Here is a 17654-nt window from a genome sequence, read left to right as displayed (position 1 = left end):
GATGAAAATAGCAATTCTTGGAGGAGGAGAAAGCGGAGTAGGTACAGCCCTGCTTGCCAAGCAAAAAGGATATGAAGTGTTCTTGTCTGATTTCGGTCTGATCAAGGAAAAATATAAAAAAGTGCTGGAAGAAAATGCTGTAGAATGGGAAGAAGGAACTCATACGGAAGAGCGTATTTTAGCAGCGGATATAGTCATGAAAAGCCCGGGTATTCCGGATAAAGTGACGATTGTAAAGGCAATAAAAGAAAAAGGAATTCCGGTAGTATCTGAAATAGAATTTGCCTATGCGTATGCTCAGAACATTTCTATTGGCATTACAGGGAGCAACGGTAAAACCACCACCACTCTTTTAACGCATCATGTATTAAAAGAAGCGGGATTAAATATAGGAGTGGCGGGTAATATAGGAGATAGTTTTGCAGAACAGATTGCAGTGGCTCCGGATAAAATATATGTGTTGGAATTGAGCAGTTTTCAATTAGATGGCATCGAAACCTACAAACCGCATATAGCCGTCATTACAAATCTGAGTCCGGATCATTTAGACCGGTATGATTATAAATATGAAAACTATATAGAAGCAAAATTCAGAATCACCAAAAATCAGACAGAAGAAGATTTTCTTATATATGATGATGACGATGAGGAGATAAAAAAATGGTTAAGCACACATAAAGTAAAAGCACAGCTGGTTCCTTTTTCATTAACAAAAAAACTGAATCAGGGAGCTTATTTAGAAGATAACAACATACGATCAATGATAAACGACGAAAAAGTAATTATACCAATCAAAGAGATTGCTATAGAAGGTAAACATAATGTAAAAAACGCTATGGCAGCAACATTAGTAGCACAAATGATGAAAGTACGCAAACAGACCATAAGAGAGAGTCTGTCTAATTTTCAGGGAGCGGAACATCGTTTGGAAAAAGTAGCGAAAATCAATAAAGTACAGTACATCAACGATTCAAAAGCGACAAATGTAAATGCTACTTATTTTGCCTTAGAGAGTATGAATGTACCAACGGTATGGATTGTAGGAGGTGTTGATAAAGGGAATGATTACGACGAACTGATGGCTTTTGTACATGAAAAAGTAAAAGCAATTATTTGTTTGGGAATTGATAATGAAAAAATAAAAAAAGCTTTTTCAAACGTGGTGGATATTATGATTGAAACCACTTCTATGAATGAAGCAGTAAAAATAGCAAGCAAAATAGCGGAAGAAGGAGAAGCGGTACTATTGTCGCCGGCATGTGCCAGTTTTGACCTGTTTACCAGCTATGAAGACAGAGGACATCAATTTAAAGAAGCTGTAAATAATATATAAACAACCAATATGAGAAAGTTATTATCCCGTTTTCAAGGAGATAAAGCTATTTGGGCCTACGTAATACTGTTAGCCCTGTTCTCTTTTATGCCTGTATTTAGCGCAAGTACCAATTTGGTGCATGTGGTAGGTACCGGTACCATTATTGGGTTATTGCTCAAGCACTTCTTTCATATCTTCATCGGTATTGTCATCATCTATGTGGTACACAGAATACCTTTTGATAAATTAAAATTCATTGCTCCGGTTGCCTGGTTCCCGGTTTTCCTGTTATTGGTTTTTACGGCCTTACAGGGAATGGTTATCGGCGGAGCAAATGCCAGCCGCTGGCTGAAAGTTCCGGGAGTTAATATATCGTTTCAGCCATCCTCAATAGGTTGGATTGCTTTAATGGCTTATTTAGCCTGGTTTTTGTGGCGTTTTGCAGACGAAAAATACACCTTCAAATGGTCACTCCTTTGGGTATGGCTACCGATCGGACTTATCGTCTTACCTATTTTTCCTTCCAACCTGTCAACGGCAGCCATCATATTTTTTATGGCATGTGTGTTACTGTTTATGGGGAAATATCCGGTTAAATATTTAACGAAAGTAATAGGTGCCGGTGCTATATTCGGAATAATAATGTTTTTTGCTGTAAAAGCATTTCCGGATATCATGCCCTCCCGTTTCAATACTTGGGTAGCCAGAGTAGACCGATTTGGGTCTGATGAGAAAGATGTGGACAGATATCAGATAGACAATGCTAAAATTGCTATTGCGCAGGGCAGAATGTTTGGAGTAGGACCGGGAAAAAGCATTCAGAAAAACTTTTTGCCACAATCTTCTTCAGATTTTATCTATGCCATCATTGTAGAAGAATTCGGATTTTTAGGAGGTATAGTCGTTCTGATTGTCTATGTATTGTTGTTATGGCGTTTTTTAGTAGTAAGCAGCAAGGCATCCAATCTGTTTGGTAAATATCTGGTCGTCGGGCTCGGATTTTCCATCGTCTTCCAGTCCTTTATCAACATGGGTGTGGCGGTAGAAATATTTCCGACTACAGGACAGCCGTTGCCACTGATAAGTAGTGGGGGTACCTCTATCTGGATGACTTGTGTGTCGTTAGGAATCATTCTCAGCGTATCAAGAAGAGAAGAAGAAGTACGTCAACAATTAAAAGAAAATCAAGAAAAAGAGGAAGAATTCAGACGAATTTTAGAAGAACAGGAATTACAACAGGCACAAATAGACGAATCCAATCCGATGAGTGCCGTAATAAATAAATAAAATGAAAGCAAATCCAAAATTTATAATTAGCGGAGGTGGTACAGGCGGACATATATATCCGGCTCTGGCCATTGCAAATGAAATCAAGGCGCAATATCCTGCGGCTGAGATCTTATTTGTCGGTGCTAAAGATAAAATGGAAATGCAAAAAGTACCTGCAGCGGGATATCCTATTATTGGATTGTGGATTTCGGGAATACAGCGAAAGCTAACGCTTCAGAATGCCATGTTTCCGTTAAAATTCATTTCGAGTTTATGGAAATCGCGGGCAATCATTAAAAAATTTAAACCTGATGTAGTAATAGGTACAGGAGGGTTTGCGAGCGGAGCGGTGGTAAAAACCGCAGCCTCTATGGGAATTCCAACCATTGTTCAGGAACAAAATTCCTATCCGGGAATCACCAACAAAATGCTGGCTAAAAAGGCAAAAGCCATTTGTGTGGCGTATGACGAACTCGAGCGTTTTTTTCCAAAAGATAAAATAGTAAAGACGGGAAATCCGGTGCGTTTAGATCTGTTGGAACTGTCAGATAAAAAAGCAGAAGCACAACACTATTTCAATCTTGATACAGCCAAAAAAACATTGGTGGTATTAGGAGGAAGTTTAGGAGCACGCCGTATCAATCAACTTATCGAAAAACAACTCCCGTTCTTTAAACAAAAAGAAATGCAGATCATCTGGCAGTGCGGAAGTTATTACTACGAAGAATACAAAAAATACAACAGTGAAGAAAATGTACAGGTAGTCGCTTTTATAGAACGTATGGATCTGGTGTTTGCAGCAGCAGATATCATCATTTCCAGAGCGGGTGCATCTTCTGTTTCTGAACTGGCAATAGTAGGGAAACCGGTTATATTCATCCCGTCTCCCAATGTTGCGGAAGACCATCAGACAAAGAACGCACAAAGCATAAGCAATAAAAACGGAGCGCTGCTGATAAGAGAACAAGAGTTAGAAACACAATTTGAACAACAGTTTTCAGACCTGCTCTCCAATGAACAAATGAGAAACGAGTTGTCAAAAAATATAAAAGCATTGGCATTGCCCAATGCAACAAAAGAAATAGTAAAAGAAATTTTTAAGTGGGTAAAATAATGAATCTGGCAGGCATACAAAATATCTATTTTATTGGCATTGGTGGCATTGGAATGAGCGCCATAGCCCGCTATTTTCACAGATTGGGTAAAAACGTTTCGGGATATGATAAAACCGCTACCCACCTGACGGATGAATTGGTTCAGGAAGGAATTGCTATTCACTTCTCAGACGATATCAGCCTGATTGCAGAAAACTATAAAAACAAAGAAAATACTTTAGTAGTCATCACACCGGCTATACCTAAAGACCATACCGAGTGGAACTATTTTAAAAACAATGGTTTCGAAATTAAAAAAAGAGCAGAAGTATTGGGAATCATCACCCGCAATACCTATTCTCTTGCTTTAGCAGGTACACATGGTAAAACAACGACATCAAGCATGTTGGCACATATCCTGTACCAATGCGGAGCAGATGTAACATCCTTTTTAGGAGGAGTATTGGAAAACTATGATACCAACCTCGTTGGAGAGGGTACCAAAGTTACGGTTGTGGAAGCAGATGAATTTGATCGTTCTTTTTTACACCTGCATCCGAACATTGCGTGTGTAATATCCAATGATGCAGATCATCTGGACATCTATGGGACCAATGATGAAATAAAAAAATCTTTTGAAGAATTTGCTGAAAAAGTAGAAGATAAAAAAGCACTTTTTGTAGCGGAAAGCGTAGCTATTGAAGGTGTAAAAGTCGGATTTGATTCCTCAAACGATATTGTTGCGAAAAACCTGAGAATTGAAAACGGCTACCGTTTATTTGATATTGATTTCGGAGATGAGCAGGTACATGGCATTCAATTGCTGATGCCGGGACATCATAATGTCCTTAATGCAACATTAGCCTTTTCTATGGCAAGAGCATTCGGACTGAAAACAGCCGATATTAAAAAAGCATTAGCTGATTTTAAAGGTGTTCGCAGAAGGTTTTCTTTTAAAATAAGAAACAACGATTTTGTATTCATAGATGATTATGCTCATCATCCTACTGAAATCAAAGCGGTATATCAGGCCGTAAGAGAATTATATCCTGATAAAAAAATAACAGGTGTTTTTCAGCCGCATCTGTTCAGTCGCACCCGTGACTTTATGGAAGACTTTGCAGCGAGTTTGTCAGGCTTTGATGCCTTGATATTGTTGGATATATACCCAGCAAGAGAATTGCCGATAGAAGGGGTTACCTCTGCAGCTTTGTTAGAGAAAGTGCAAAATGAAAACAAAAAGCTGTATACGAAACAGCAATTACTCCAAAATCTGAAAACCCTCAATACCGATGTTTTGGTTACGATCGGAGCAGGAGATATAGGAGAAATGATAGACGATATACATGCTGTATTAGCAGAAAGAAAAAAATAAAAATGATAAAAAAAATCAATTGGTTCGACGTTTATCTGGTGCTGGTTACAACCGCACTGATCGCTGTTTTCCTGTTTGCGAAACAACGGAATAAATTGCGTACGGTTGATCATATTGAAGTAAAATTTTTGAGCAATAACAACCATTTTCTTACACAAGAAATGGTTAATAACTTGTTGATACAAAATTTTCCGAGAGCTTCCAAAGTATTCAAAGATGATTTAGATTTGAATAGATTGGAGAGAGAACTGCGTAAAAATGAAATGATTGCCTCATCACAGGTATATTTCGATGCAAATGGTGTATTAAACGCCCATGTAGTTCAGAAAACGGCCATAGCCAGAGTTCTTACAAACGATGATTCGTATTATATTGACAGCGAGGGTCATAAAATGCCCTTGTCCGAAAATTTCAGTGCCCATGTACCCGTAGTTTATGGCAATATATTACCGGGAAATGAAGCCAGATTTGCGGAAATTATGAATAAAATATATCAGGACGAATTCTTAAAAGAAAGCGTTACAGGAGTGCTTGTCAATCCTGATCAGAGCTTGCAGTTAAGCGTTCGCGGATATGAATATTCGGTTGAGTTCGGTAAAATGACAGAAGTAGACAAAAAGTTCGATAACTATAAAGCTTTTGTTCATTATTCCCAGAACGACACCTTGATCAACACGTACAAAAACGTTAATTTAAGATTTACTCAACAAGTTGTTTGCACCAAATAAAAAGTTATGAAAAAAGACAATATCGCTGTAGGATTAGACATTGGAACAACAAAAATTGTTGCAATGGTGGGTAAGAGAAACGAGTATGGAAAGCTTGAAATCTTAGGAGTAGGTAATGCCAAAAGTTTAGGTGTTAAAAGAGGTGTGGTAAACAATATCACTCAAACCATCCAATCCATTCAGAACGCAGTTTCCCTTGCAGAGGCAGAATGCGGATGTAAAGTAAAAGATGTGGTTGTGGGTATAGCCGGACAGCATATACGCAGTATTCAGCATCATGAATACATCAGTAGAGAAAATCCGGATAATGTTATTTCGGAAGTAGATATTGAAATGCTGATCAATCAGGTGCAAAAACTGACCATGTTGCCGGGTGAAGAAATCATACATGTATTACCGCAGGAATTCAAAGTAGATGATGAAGCAGGTATAAAAGAACCTATCGGTATGTATGGTCGTCGTCTCGAAGCCAACTTCCATGTGGTAGTTGGTCAGTCATCATCCATCAGAAACGCGGGGCGCTGTGTAAAAGATGCAGGACTGGAATTATCCGGATTGACTTTAGAACCTCTTGCATCAGCAGATGCGGTACTAAGTCAGGAAGAAAAAGAAGCAGGGGTTGCGCTCATCGATATCGGTGGCGGTACAACGGATCTGGCTATTTTCAAAGACGGCATTATTCGCCATACGGCAGTAGTTCCGTTTGGAGGAAATGTTATTACGGAAGACATAAAAGAAGGCTGCTCTATCATAGAAAAACAGGCAGAACTGTTAAAAATAAAATTCGGGTCTGCTTGGCCAGGAGAAAACAGAGATAACGAAATTGTTTCAATCCCTGGATTAAGAGGACAGGAACCAAAAGAAATCTCCCTGAAAAATCTTTCTAAGATCATCCATGCCAGAGTGGTAGAGATCATTGAAATGATTTTCTCAGAAATCAAAGCATACGGATATGATAATCCGCGTAAAAAACTCATTGCCGGTATTGTATTAACCGGAGGAGGTTCAGAATTAAAACACATTAAACAACTGGTAGAATATATCACGGGTATAGACACCCGGATCGGCTACCCGAATGAGCATATTGCAGGAGACTCTGCAAAAATGGTTTCCAGGCCGTTATATGCAACCGCAGTCGGGTTAACCATGGAGAGTGAACTGAATAATTCAAGAAGTACTATCTACGTAAAAGAGCATAGGAACGATGAAGGAGATCAGCCGTTACCGACACATCATCACAAAACAAAAGCACAGCCGGCATCTGACAGAAAAACAGAAGATACGGCAGCCGGAGAACATGATGAGCCAAACATTGCCGATACAGCAGTGGTAGAAGAAGACAGAGAAGTTAAAAAATCAACTGCCGACAGCTTTAAAGAACGCTTTTTTGGAGGTTTTTTAGCAAAATTTAAAGAGTTTATAGACAAATCAGAATAATAAACAACCGCATAATATGGATAATACATTTGACAACATCGCATTCGATCTGCCAAAGAATCAATCGAATGTAATTAAAGTAATTGGAGTAGGTGGAGGCGGTAGTAATGCCATCAATCACATGTTTAGCCAGGGAATTAAAGGCGTAGACTTTATCGTCTGTAATACCGATGCTCAGGCATTGCAGAACAGTCCTGTTCCTACTAAAATTCAATTGGGACTAAACCTGACAGAAGGTTTGGGAGCCGGAGCTAATCCGGAAGTAGGACAACAGTCTGCTCTGGAAAGCATTGATGAAATTGAGAAATTATTAGATACCAATACCAAAATGGTATTCATCACTGCCGGAATGGGTGGTGGTACAGGTACAGGTGCTGCACCGGTAATTGCTCAATTGGCAAAAGAAAGAGATATACTGACAGTAGGTATCGTAACGATTCCATTTCAGTTTGAAGGAAAAGTAAGACAGGAACAAGCATTACGCGGAGTAGAAAAGCTACGTAAAGTAGTAGATTCGCTTATTGTAATCAACAATAATAAACTAAGAGAAGTTTACGGAAACCTTGGTTTCAAAGCCGGTTTCTCTAAAGCAGATGAAGTGTTGGCAACTGCTTCACGCGGAATTGCAGAAGTAATTACGCATCACTATACACAAAACATCGATTTAAAAGATGCAAAAACAGTATTGAGTGATAGTGGAACAGCCATCATGGGATCTTCTGTGGCAGCGGGTGAAAACCGTGCTAAAGAAGCTATTGTGAGTGCTTTAGATTCGCCGTTATTGAATGATAATAAAATTTCAGGTGCCAGAAATGTATTGTTATTAATCGTTTCAGGTGAAAATGAAATCACAATTGATGAAATCGGAGAAATCAATGACCATATCCAAATGGAAGCAGGTCATAATGCCAACATCATCATGGGAGTTGGTGAAGATGAAGCTTTAGGTGATTCTATTGCGGTAACCATTATTGCTACGGGTTTTAATGTAGAGCAGCAAAAAGAAATTGTAAGCTCATCAGAACCGAATAAAATCATCCACGTATTAGGAGATGAGCAAAAAGCGACAGCTGATTTAACCAAATCAAATGCACCGTCTTTTACGGCACCGTCACCTGATCAGCCATTACAGAATACACATGGTTCGTTTGCACAGCAGCCAACGCGCATTGTATACGGATTAGACGATGAGTTCAAAATGTCAACTCAGCAAAATCCGGACCTTGAAAAAAAAACAATAATTCAAACTGAAGCAGTTGCTCATGCGGTTGCAACGCCTTCAATTGAAAAAGTTGCAGCTCAGGGGTCAGATGCAGAAGCTACAATGGAACCAAAAACGGTGAAAACACATGATATCAGAAATATCGAAGTAGTTGAACCACAGTTTATTATTGTGAAACAAAATCCGGTTGTAGAAGAGACTCCGGCAATGCAGTTTACATTCAATCTGGAAGAACAGGAGCAGGAATTCAACACCAGACAGCTTTCGGCACAACAGGAAGTAAATTTCGGATTGCAAAACGAAATGTTCGTCTCTGAACCTGAAATGGCTGTACAACAACCTGTGGTAGAGGAAGAAAAAGCGAATCCGAATGAGATTGTTCGCTACTCTCTCGAAGATTATATGGAGGTAGAAGAGCAATTGATGAAATCAGAACCGAAGCAACCTGTGGTTGAAGAGCCTGAAGAATTCCGTTTTACGGTGCGTACAGAAGAGGCAATACCGACCATGTCGGCACCGATAGCGGAAGAGACATCACCAATTGATCTGTCTATCAATGAAATATTGAAAGAACGCGCTGAAGAGCGTAAACGCAAGATGAAAGATTTTAACTATAAATTCAACAGTGCCAATACACAGTTGAATGATCTGGAAAGAGAACCTGCTTACAAAAGAATGGGAGTTGATCTGGATGAAATAGCACAAAACAATGTATCGCGTACCTCTTTAGGTGTAGATAACAATAATGACCTGCAACTGAGATCAAACAATTCTTATTTACATGACAATGTAGACTAATTGTATTTATATTTACCTTTAAACCCAAAAATAGCTTTGCTGTTTTTGGGTTTTTTGTATATTTGCACTACCACTTTTAAAAACAAAAGTTATGAGCTTACAAGTACAGATTATGGACGCTATGAAAAATGCTATGAAATCGAAAGATCAGGTAGCATTGGAATCATTGAGAGCTGTAAAATCAGAAATATTATTAGCACAAACTTCAGGAAGCGGAGCTGAATTATCAGCAGAAGACGAAATCAAACTATTGCAAAAACTGGTAAAACAAAGAAAAGACAGTGCTGCTATTTTTATAGAGCAGGGAAGACAAGATCTTGCAGAACCGGAATTGGCACAGGCAGCTGTTATTGAGCAGTTTTTACCGGCTCAGTTATCAGTAGAAGAAGTAGAAAAAATCGTTGCTTCAATAGTATCAGAAGGTGGTTTTTCAGGAATGCAGGCAATGGGTCAGGTTATGGCTTTGGCAAATGCTAAAATTGCAGGAGCAGCAGATGGAAAAACAGTATCTTCAATCGTTAAAAAAATTCTGACAGCATAGTCAAAAAATAGTATCGGCCCCGTAGTTCAACTGAATAGAATATCAGATTTCGGCTCTGAGGGTTACAGGTTTGAATCCTGTCGGGGTCACAAAAAGCTTTGTATACGATACAAAGCTTTTTTGTTTTTAGTAATGTAAGCAGATGACATCTTTAACGGCTTTTTTATGATTGCATACAACCTGATAAGGAAATATTACTTATAATACCATGGGAGAAACATTAAAAGGACTACTGTATATTGGTGTCGCAGTCATTCCTGTGACAGGTTATTTGTTTATGGATATGGTGTTTTATTTTAAATCCAAAAAAAGTAAGAGAGAGATTTTCTTCAAACGAAAATTTGCATTAAAAACTATTGCCAGACCATATATTGCGCTTGTTATCCGGATTTATCCGGGATATCAGAGATTATCCGAAACGGATAAACTGCGTTTTCAGAACCGTATGGTCAATTTCTTAAACAGATATGATATCATTTCCAAAGGAAATCTGAATTTAAAGCCCGAAGATAAGATCCTTATTGCTGCTTCGTATACAAAACTCACATTTGGCTATAAAAACTATTTGATAGGTTCCTTTAATAAAATTGTAATATACCCGGATGCCTTTCTGTACAAACCCGATAACCAGTATCATATAGGCCAGTTCAATCCATCACAAAAGGCACTCGTCTTTTCGTGGAAAGACTTTCTGGAAGGATATCAGAACACAGCGGACGGACGTAATCTGGCACTGCATGAATTTACCCATGCATTGATGTTTTACTTTGCGTCTCCAAGAAAAAACAACACCAATTCGGCCACGATCTTTAGTGAAAACTATAAAGAGATTATTAGAATAACCCGTGAACCTCTGATGCAAAATCGGTTGCGAAACTCAGGGCTTATCCGCGAATATGCTTTTACCGATTCATTTGAACTTATAGCGGTTTTGGTAGAATTGTATTTTGAAAAACAAACGGCACTGAAAACCTCTTTTCCTCAGATATACCGTCTGGTAGCGATGATGCTCTCCCAGAAACCCGAATGACAGATGTCATATTCTAATCTGTATATTAGTGCTATATTTGGATATAAACATCCCATATCATGAAAGAAAATGTCCCTGTAGCTACCATTATGACCAAAAGTGTTGTGAAACTAAACATCACGGACTCACTGTCTAAAGCAGAGAATTTATTTAAAGTACACCAGATAAGACACATTCCGGTTGTGTCCAAAAATGAAATAGTAGGAATGCTTAGTCAGACTGATCTCATGAAAATCGGAATTCCTGATTTTGATGAAGAAAATGAAAAGTTGACTTCTACTGTGTACAATATGTTTACCATCGAACAGGTAATGACAAAAAATGTAGTCTGCGTAACGTCTTTTACCACCATCAAAGAAGTAACAAAAATATTTTCCGAAAACGAATTCCGTGCTTTACCAGTAGTGTATGAAGGCAAATTGGTAGGTATTGTAACCACAACCGATATCATTCGTTACTTTCTCAATCATTATAGCGAATGCTGATAGCATAAAAAATGCTTTCCTTAGGAAAGCATTTTTTTATAGAGAGGTTATTTTCTTTAACTGTGCAATTGTCTGTATCGGGTCATCAGAAGTAAAAACAAAACTTCCTGCGACCAAAACATCTGCTCCGGCTTCAACCAGCTGGGCAGCATTCTTGTCGGTCACTCCTCCGTCAATCTCAATCAAAGTTGAAGCATTGTTTCGAACGATGATTTCTTTCAGTTGTTTGATTTTTTTATACGTATTTTCAATAAAAGACTGACCGCCAAACCCAGGGTTTACGCTCATCATACAAACCAGATCAATATCCTGAATCACATCTTCCAGTAAAGCTACCGGAGTATGCGGATTGATGGCAACACCAGCTTTCATCCCTTCATTCTTAATAGCCTGAAGAGAGCGGTGCAGATGTGTTGAAGCTTCATAATGAACAGTAAGAATATCGGCTCCGAGCTCTTTAAACGTTTTGATATAACGGTCGGGATCCACAATCATCAAATGAACGTCAATCGTCTTTTTTGCGTGTTTGTTAATGGCTTGTAAAACCGGCATTCCAAAAGAAATATTAGGAACAAAAACGCCATCCATTATATCAATATGAAACCAATCTGCTTCACTCGTATTAATCATTTCAATATCGCGTTGCAAATTAGCAAAATCAGCCGCCAAAACAGACGGTGCAATCAGTGTATTTTTCATGGGGTGTGTTGTTTGTACAAAGATACGAATTTTATAAAAACTCTTTATTTCATTTGTTCGCGCATTGCTTTGTAATATGCAGCTCTGCTAAGCGGCTCATATTCTTCAGTTTCACCCAGCATAACCAGATTATCATTAGGAGATTTACGAAAGCTGTAATGAGCCAGATTTCCGGTACGGGTACACACAGCATGTACTTTAGTTACGTATTCTGCGGTAGCCATCAGGGCAGGCATCGGGCCAAAAGGATTTCCTTTAAAATCCATGTCAAGACCCGCAACAATGACGCGTACACCTGAGTTGGCAAGATCATTGCACACGGCAACAATTTCATCATCAAAAAATTGTGCTTCATCAATACCGACTACTTCACAGCCATCAGCCAGAATTCTGATGTTTGCAGCAGCAGGAACAGGTGTAGACCGGATCTCATTTCCTTCATGCGAAACCACGTGATCCGTATCATAACGGGTATCTATCGCAGGTTTGAAAATTTCAACCTTTTGTTTGGCGAATTGAGCTCTTTTCAAGCGGCGGATCAATTCTTCGGTTTTGCCCGAAAACATGGAGCCGCAGATCACTTCGATCCATCCAAATTGTTCTTTATGATTAACAGTATTTTCGAGAAACATTTTGTAAATTTCAGGTTGAAAACAATAGTTTTTTGTGTTACTTTGTAATACGCAAATTTACCAAAAAGATTGGTAAACTTTCAAACATCAAAAAAGTTATGAAAAAAATCATTGAATCGGAGCTGATCAGTATTGCCCACCGTATTTTGAAATTAAACGGGAAGTCAGATGTTACTGTTTTGTATAATGAAACACAGAAATTATATGAAAAACTCTCTGTTTTAAAGTTTTATGAAGATAATAAATTCAGACTGGATCCTTCTCTGACCGAAGAAAGACTTGAAAATCTGTTGAGCAGAAAAGAGGAAGAGTCTGTTTTCGTTGCAGAAAACCCTGTAAGTAAACAACCACAGAAACAGGCTCATGAAGATAGCCAGTACATGAGTAATGATATTATCAATGCATTGCTGGATGATGCCAACTCCGATAATGAAGCATCCTTTGAAGAAGAGATAGAGGAACCGGTGGTACATGCTGATGAAATGCCTTTTGAAGCAGCAAATGCACAAAAAATAGCAACGGATTTTGAAAATGAGGTTGAAGAACCTGTGATTAAAACAGTAGAAGAACCGTTTAATGCTGTTGTGGCTGCTGAACCTTCAGAAGTACAACCGATGGAAATTGAAATGGACGCTGTCTTCAATATCTCGTTTGATCAGATTGAATTTGAAAACAAAGCCGACATAGAGGAAACGTATGAACCGGAACAAAAAGAAAAACCGGCATACGAAAACCAGCATTTAATGACCAATACGTCAGCAAATGAGGTTAAAGACGATACCCCTTTTCACCAGGTACCTGTCAATAAAACCATAAACGATGCTTTTTCAAAAATAGTAACCATTGGTCTCAACGACCGTATTGCTTTTGAGAAACAGCTGTTCAACGGTAGTTCAGAAGATCTCAACCGTGTATTATCACAGTTAAACACCATTGAAACGTATCAGGAAGCGCAGGATTTTATTGAAGATCTTGTAAAACCTGATTTCAATAACTGGAACGGAAAAGAAGAATATGAAAGTCGATTCATGCAGCTCATCGAAAAAAGATTCTTGTAATAAATGGGGAAATTATATTTGGTGCCTACACCTATCGGAAATTTGGAAGATATGACCTTCAGAGCCATCAAAGTACTGAAAGAGGTCGATCTTATTTTAGCGGAAGATACCAGAACAAGTGCAAAACTGCTCAAACATTTTGAAATCGGTACTCAAATGCACAGCCACCATATGCACAATGAGCATCAGACCATAGAGCATATTCTTCAAAAACTGGAACAGGGACAAAATATTGCCTTAATATCAGATGCAGGAACACCAGCCATTTCGGATCCGGGTTTTCTGCTTACAAGAGCCTGTGTAGATAAAAACATAGCGGTAGAATGCCTGCCAGGAGCTACAGCTTTTGTACCGGCTCTGGTAAATAGCGGACTACCGAATGATAAATTTGTTTTCGAAGGATTTTTACCTGATAAGAAAGGAAGGCAAACACGGTTTCTGGCATTGCAGGAAGAAAACAGAACCATGATATTTTATGTTTCTCCTCACAAATTATTAAAAACACTGGTAGACTTTGTGTCGTATTTTGGCTCAGATCGTCCGGTATCCGTATCACGTGAATTGTCTAAATTACATGAAGAAACAGTAAGAGGTACTGCAGAAGAGGTGTTGAAACATTTTGAAAACAAACCTGCTAAGGGAGAAATTGTAGTGATTGTCGGAGGGAAGATAAAAATAAAAAAAGAAAAAAATGAGTCATAAAATCACGGCATCCTGGAAAGGAAATATGAAGTTTGAATCCACCAATCCCGGAGAAGGTACTTTTGTGATGGATGCAGCACCTGAAAGCGGCGGAGATGGACAAGGGCTGCGCCCGAAAGCATTGATGCTTTCCTCTCTTGCGGGGTGTTCAGGACTTGATATCGCGCACCTCATCAAAAAAATGCGTTTAGATGTTGAGGATTTTCATATTGATGTAGAAGGTTTTCTCACAGATGACGAACCTGCTGTATACTATAAAGTCATTGTTGAATATCACTTTTTTGGTAAAGAGCTTTCAGAAGAAAAGCTTAAAAGAGCGGTAGAACTCTCTGTAGAAAAGTATTGTGGCGTCATGGTGATGTTTCGGAAATTTGCCGAAGTGGAAACAAAAATAATTTATCACTCCTGAGAATAAAAAAAAATGATTATATTAAAGTACTTTATTACAAGTACTTTTTTTGCTTTATAAACAGAACATGCGCTGGTCTTATAAAAATATAACAAATAAAAATGCGGTAACGTATTTACAGCATCAACTAAGGGTTTCGCCACTTATTGCTACCCTTTTGGTACAGCGTGGCATTGAAACCTACGAACAGGCACGCGAATTTTTTCGCCCGAAGTTAGACGATCTGCACAATCCGTACCTGATGAAAGATATGGACAAAGCCGTACAAAGAATTGAAGAGGCGCTGGCTGCAAATGAACGTATTCTGGTATTCGGAGATTATGATGTAGACGGTACTACTTCCGTTGCTCTTGTCTCGGCTTATTTAAAAACCCTGCATTCAGAAATAGATACCTATATACCGGACCGTTATGGCGAAGGATACGGAATTTCCAATAAAGGAATTGATTATGCAGATGATAATGGTGTCACGCTCATCATTGCGCTCGACTGCGGTATAAAATCCATTGATAAAGTAGAATATGCGAAACAAAAAGGTATCGATTTTATCATTTGTGACCACCACTTACCCGGAGATACAATACCGGATGCCGTAGCTGTATTGGACGCCAAACAAAAAGACTGTCCATACCCGTATAAGGAACTTTGCGGATGCGGAGTAGGTTTCAAATTGATACACGCATTGGGCATGCGCAGAAACCAGCCGATAGAAGCATTCATTCCGTATCTGGATCTGGTGGCGACAGCCATAGCGGCAGATATAGTTCCTATTACCGGAGAAAACAGAGTACTGGCTAAGTTTGGTCTTGAGGTTTTAAATAAAAATCCACGGGCGGGAATCCGTGCTATGATGTCGGCTTTTAACCTCAGTACGTTTACCATAACCGATGTCGTTTTTAAAATTGCTCCGCGTATCAATGCAGCAGGGCGCATCAAACACGGTAATTATGCTGTACGGTTACTTACTGAAATTGATTATGAAGAAGCACTTGATTTTGCAAAGGAGATAGAAGCTTTTAACGAAAATCGGAAACAGCTTGACGGAGAGATTACCAAAGAAGCACTGTTACAGATTGAAACCATGCAAGAACTTGATAATGCTACAACCGTAGTCTATCACGAAAACTGGCACAAAGGGGTAATCGGTATTGTAGCTTCACGTCTTATAGAAACCCATTACCGGCCTACACTGGTTTTTACAAAAAGCGGCAACTATCTGGCGGCTTCAGCGCGGTCCGTAAAAGGATTTGATGTGTACAGGGCGTTGGAATCCTGTGAGCAGCATTTGCAACAGTTCGGTGGGCATATGTATGCTGCCGGGCTGACAATGGAAGAACAAAAGTACGCTGACTTTAAAACAGCCTTTGAAAAAATTGTCCGTGAAACCCTGCCGGATGAGTTAAAAAAACCGGAACTGGAAATTGATGCGATAATCGATTTTGAAGAACTCGATGATAAAACATTGCGATTGCTCAAACAGTTTGAGCCTCATGGTCCCGAAAATATGACACCTGTTTTTGTGACCAGAAACGTATTCGATACCGGAAATGCTCAGACAATAGGAAAAAACGGAGAGCATTTGAGATTATTTGTCAAACAAAACGGATCAAAGCCTTTTCCAGCAATTGCCTTCGGAAAGGGTGCTCTGTGCCCTCAAACACGCAATCTGCAACTGATGAATCTTGCCTATTCCATCTCTGAGAATGAATGGAAAGACAAAGTTACCCTTCAGTTACAGGTAAAAGATTTTCAGATGATGGATTGATTTACAAAAATTCTAAGTCAACAAATCTGTTTATTGTGTATTTTTGAACTACATTTCAAATAAACCTTATATATTATTAACTATGAAAGTAGCAGTTGTAGGCGCCACCGGTATGGTTGGTGAAGTAATGCTGAAAGTATTGGCAGAGCGTAATTTTCCCGTAACAGAATTAATTCCGGTAGCTTCAGAGAAATCCGTCGGAAAAGAAATTACTTTTAAGAATAAGAAATATAAGGTAGTTGGCTTGCAGACTGCGGTAGAAATGAAGCCTGATCTGGCGTTATTTTCAGCCGGAGGAGATACTTCTTTGGAATGGGCACCAAAATTTGCTGCTGCAGGAACTACTGTAGTCGATAATTCATCGGCATGGAGAATGGATACATCCAAAAAACTGGTAGTCCCGGAAATCAATGCCGGTTTGCTCACTCCCGAAGATAAAATCATTGCAAACCCTAATTGCTCAACCATTCAGTTGGTTATGGCACTGGCACCTCTGCACAAAGCTTACAAAATAAAAAGAGTGGTAGTTTCGACCTATCAGTCAATTACCGGTACTGGTCTGAAAGCGGTAAATCAGCTAAACAATGAATATGCTGGAGAAAAAGGAGAAATGGCGTACCATTATCAGATACACCGAAATGCTATTCCGCATTGTGATTCCTTTTTAGACAACGGATATACCAAAGAAGAAATGAAACTGGCCAATGAAACCAAAAAAATCATGGGTGATGATCAAATTCTTGTAACGGCTACTGCGGTAAGAATTCCTGTAGTAGGAGGGCACAGTGAATCCGTAAATATTGAATTTGAAAATGATTTTGACCTCAGAGAAGTAAGAGCATTATTACAAAATACGCCGGGTGTTACGGTTCAGGACAATGTAGATACGCATACGTACCCGATGCCGTTATATGCAGAAGGAAAAGATGAGGTTTTTGTAGGCCGTATCCGCAGAGACGAAACACAGCCAAACACACTGAATATGTGGATTGTTTCAGATAACCTTAGAAAAGGAGCTGCCACAAACGCTTTACAGATTGCAGAACATCTGGTGGCTCATAAGCTGATTGGTTAAGGTGAAGCAATATAAATCCG

17 protein-coding genes and 1 tRNA gene are annotated in these 17654 nt (G+C 39.0%); 16 read left to right on the top strand and 2 right to left on the bottom strand.

Translation table 11 applies throughout. The annotated features are described in order from the left end of the window. Nucleotide 1: 1 nt before the first annotated feature. The 11 genes from murD (at nt 2) to QW060_RS14865 (ending at nt 11294) form a co-directional block, all read left to right on the top strand. Nucleotides 2–1333: a UDP-N-acetylmuramoyl-L-alanine--D-glutamate ligase gene (gene murD, locus QW060_RS14915; protein WP_290364256.1), complete on the top strand. Its 1332-nt coding sequence runs from the start codon at nt 2–4 to the stop codon at nt 1331–1333. Between the two features lie 9 nt (nt 1334–1342). Further along, a complete protein-coding gene (locus tag QW060_RS14910) occupies nt 1343–2602 on the top strand; it encodes an FtsW/RodA/SpoVE family cell cycle protein (RefSeq protein ID WP_290364255.1) in 1260 nt (419 codons plus the stop codon). 1 nt (nt 2603) lies between these two features. Beyond that, a complete protein-coding gene (murG, locus tag QW060_RS14905) occupies nt 2604–3698 on the top strand; it encodes an undecaprenyldiphospho-muramoylpentapeptide beta-N-acetylglucosaminyltransferase (protein WP_290364254.1) in 1095 nt (364 codons plus the stop codon). Then, on the top strand, nt 3698–5053 hold the full coding sequence (gene murC, locus QW060_RS14900; RefSeq protein ID WP_290364780.1) for a UDP-N-acetylmuramate--L-alanine ligase: 1356 nt from the start codon (nt 3698–3700) through the stop codon (nt 5051–5053). Before murG ends, murC begins: the two co-directional genes overlap by 1 nt. Nucleotides 5054–5055: 2 nt before the next feature. Continuing rightward, nucleotides 5056–5781 (top strand): cell division protein FtsQ/DivIB, encoded by a 726-nt coding sequence (locus QW060_RS14895; RefSeq protein WP_290364253.1) that lies wholly within the window; start codon nt 5056–5058, stop codon nt 5779–5781. Between the two features lie 6 nt (nt 5782–5787). After that, nucleotides 5788–7218, top strand: coding sequence for a cell division protein FtsA (gene ftsA / locus QW060_RS14890; protein WP_290364252.1), 1431 nt, complete (start codon nt 5788–5790; stop codon nt 7216–7218). Between the two features lie 16 nt (nt 7219–7234). After that, complete coding sequence (gene ftsZ / locus QW060_RS14885; RefSeq protein ID WP_290364251.1) at nt 7235–9238, top strand: cell division protein FtsZ; 2004 nt, start codon at nt 7235–7237, stop codon at nt 9236–9238. Nucleotides 9239–9329: 91 nt separating this feature from the next. Further along, complete coding sequence (locus QW060_RS14880) at nt 9330–9779, top strand: GatB/YqeY domain-containing protein (protein WP_290364250.1); 450 nt, start codon at nt 9330–9332, stop codon at nt 9777–9779. A 15-nt stretch (nt 9780–9794) separates the two neighbouring features. Further along, nucleotides 9795–9868: transfer RNA gene (locus QW060_RS14875), tRNA-Arg, on the top strand. A gap of 119 nt (nt 9869–9987) precedes the next feature. Then, on the top strand, nt 9988–10809 hold the full coding sequence (locus QW060_RS14870) for a zinc-dependent peptidase (protein WP_290364249.1): 822 nt from the start codon (nt 9988–9990) through the stop codon (nt 10807–10809). A 59-nt stretch (nt 10810–10868) separates the two neighbouring features. Beyond that, on the top strand, nt 10869–11294 hold the full coding sequence (locus QW060_RS14865; protein ID WP_290364248.1) for a CBS domain-containing protein: 426 nt from the start codon (nt 10869–10871) through the stop codon (nt 11292–11294). 36 nt (nt 11295–11330) lie between these two features. Here QW060_RS14865 and rpe read toward each other — a convergent pair whose 3' ends face one another. Beyond that, the gene (gene rpe, locus QW060_RS14860; RefSeq protein WP_290364247.1) at nt 11331–11993 is read right to left on the bottom strand and encodes a ribulose-phosphate 3-epimerase; all 663 of its coding nucleotides are present in this window, start codon (nt 11991–11993) and stop codon (nt 11331–11333) included. Nucleotides 11994–12037: 44 nt separating this feature from the next. Beyond that, nucleotides 12038–12625 (bottom strand): thymidine kinase, encoded by a 588-nt coding sequence (locus QW060_RS14855; RefSeq protein ID WP_290364246.1) that lies wholly within the window; start codon nt 12623–12625, stop codon nt 12038–12040. Nucleotides 12626–12723: 98 nt separating this feature from the next. Between QW060_RS14855 and QW060_RS14850 the strand changes: the two genes are divergently transcribed. The 5 genes from QW060_RS14850 (at nt 12724) to QW060_RS14830 (ending at nt 17634) form a co-directional block, all read left to right on the top strand. Next, nucleotides 12724–13683: a hypothetical protein gene (locus QW060_RS14850; protein WP_290364245.1), complete on the top strand. Its 960-nt coding sequence runs from the start codon at nt 12724–12726 to the stop codon at nt 13681–13683. A gap of 3 nt (nt 13684–13686) precedes the next feature. Beyond that, nucleotides 13687–14385, top strand: a complete 699-nt coding sequence (gene rsmI / locus QW060_RS14845; RefSeq protein WP_290364244.1) for a 16S rRNA (cytidine(1402)-2'-O)-methyltransferase — start codon at nt 13687–13689, stop codon at nt 14383–14385. Beyond that, a complete protein-coding gene (locus QW060_RS14840; protein WP_290364243.1) occupies nt 14375–14794 on the top strand; it encodes an OsmC family protein in 420 nt (139 codons plus the stop codon). The genes rsmI and QW060_RS14840 overlap by 11 nt, the downstream gene beginning before the upstream one ends. A gap of 67 nt (nt 14795–14861) precedes the next feature. Further along, complete coding sequence (gene recJ / locus QW060_RS14835) at nt 14862–16559, top strand: single-stranded-DNA-specific exonuclease RecJ (RefSeq protein ID WP_290364779.1); 1698 nt, start codon at nt 14862–14864, stop codon at nt 16557–16559. Between the two features lie 82 nt (nt 16560–16641). Beyond that, nucleotides 16642–17634 (top strand): aspartate-semialdehyde dehydrogenase, encoded by a 993-nt coding sequence (locus QW060_RS14830; protein WP_290364242.1) that lies wholly within the window; start codon nt 16642–16644, stop codon nt 17632–17634. Nucleotides 17635–17654 lie beyond the last annotated feature (20 nt).

The organism is Paenimyroides ceti (assembly GCF_030409925.1).
This window is presented reverse-complemented; position numbering and strand designations above follow the sequence as displayed.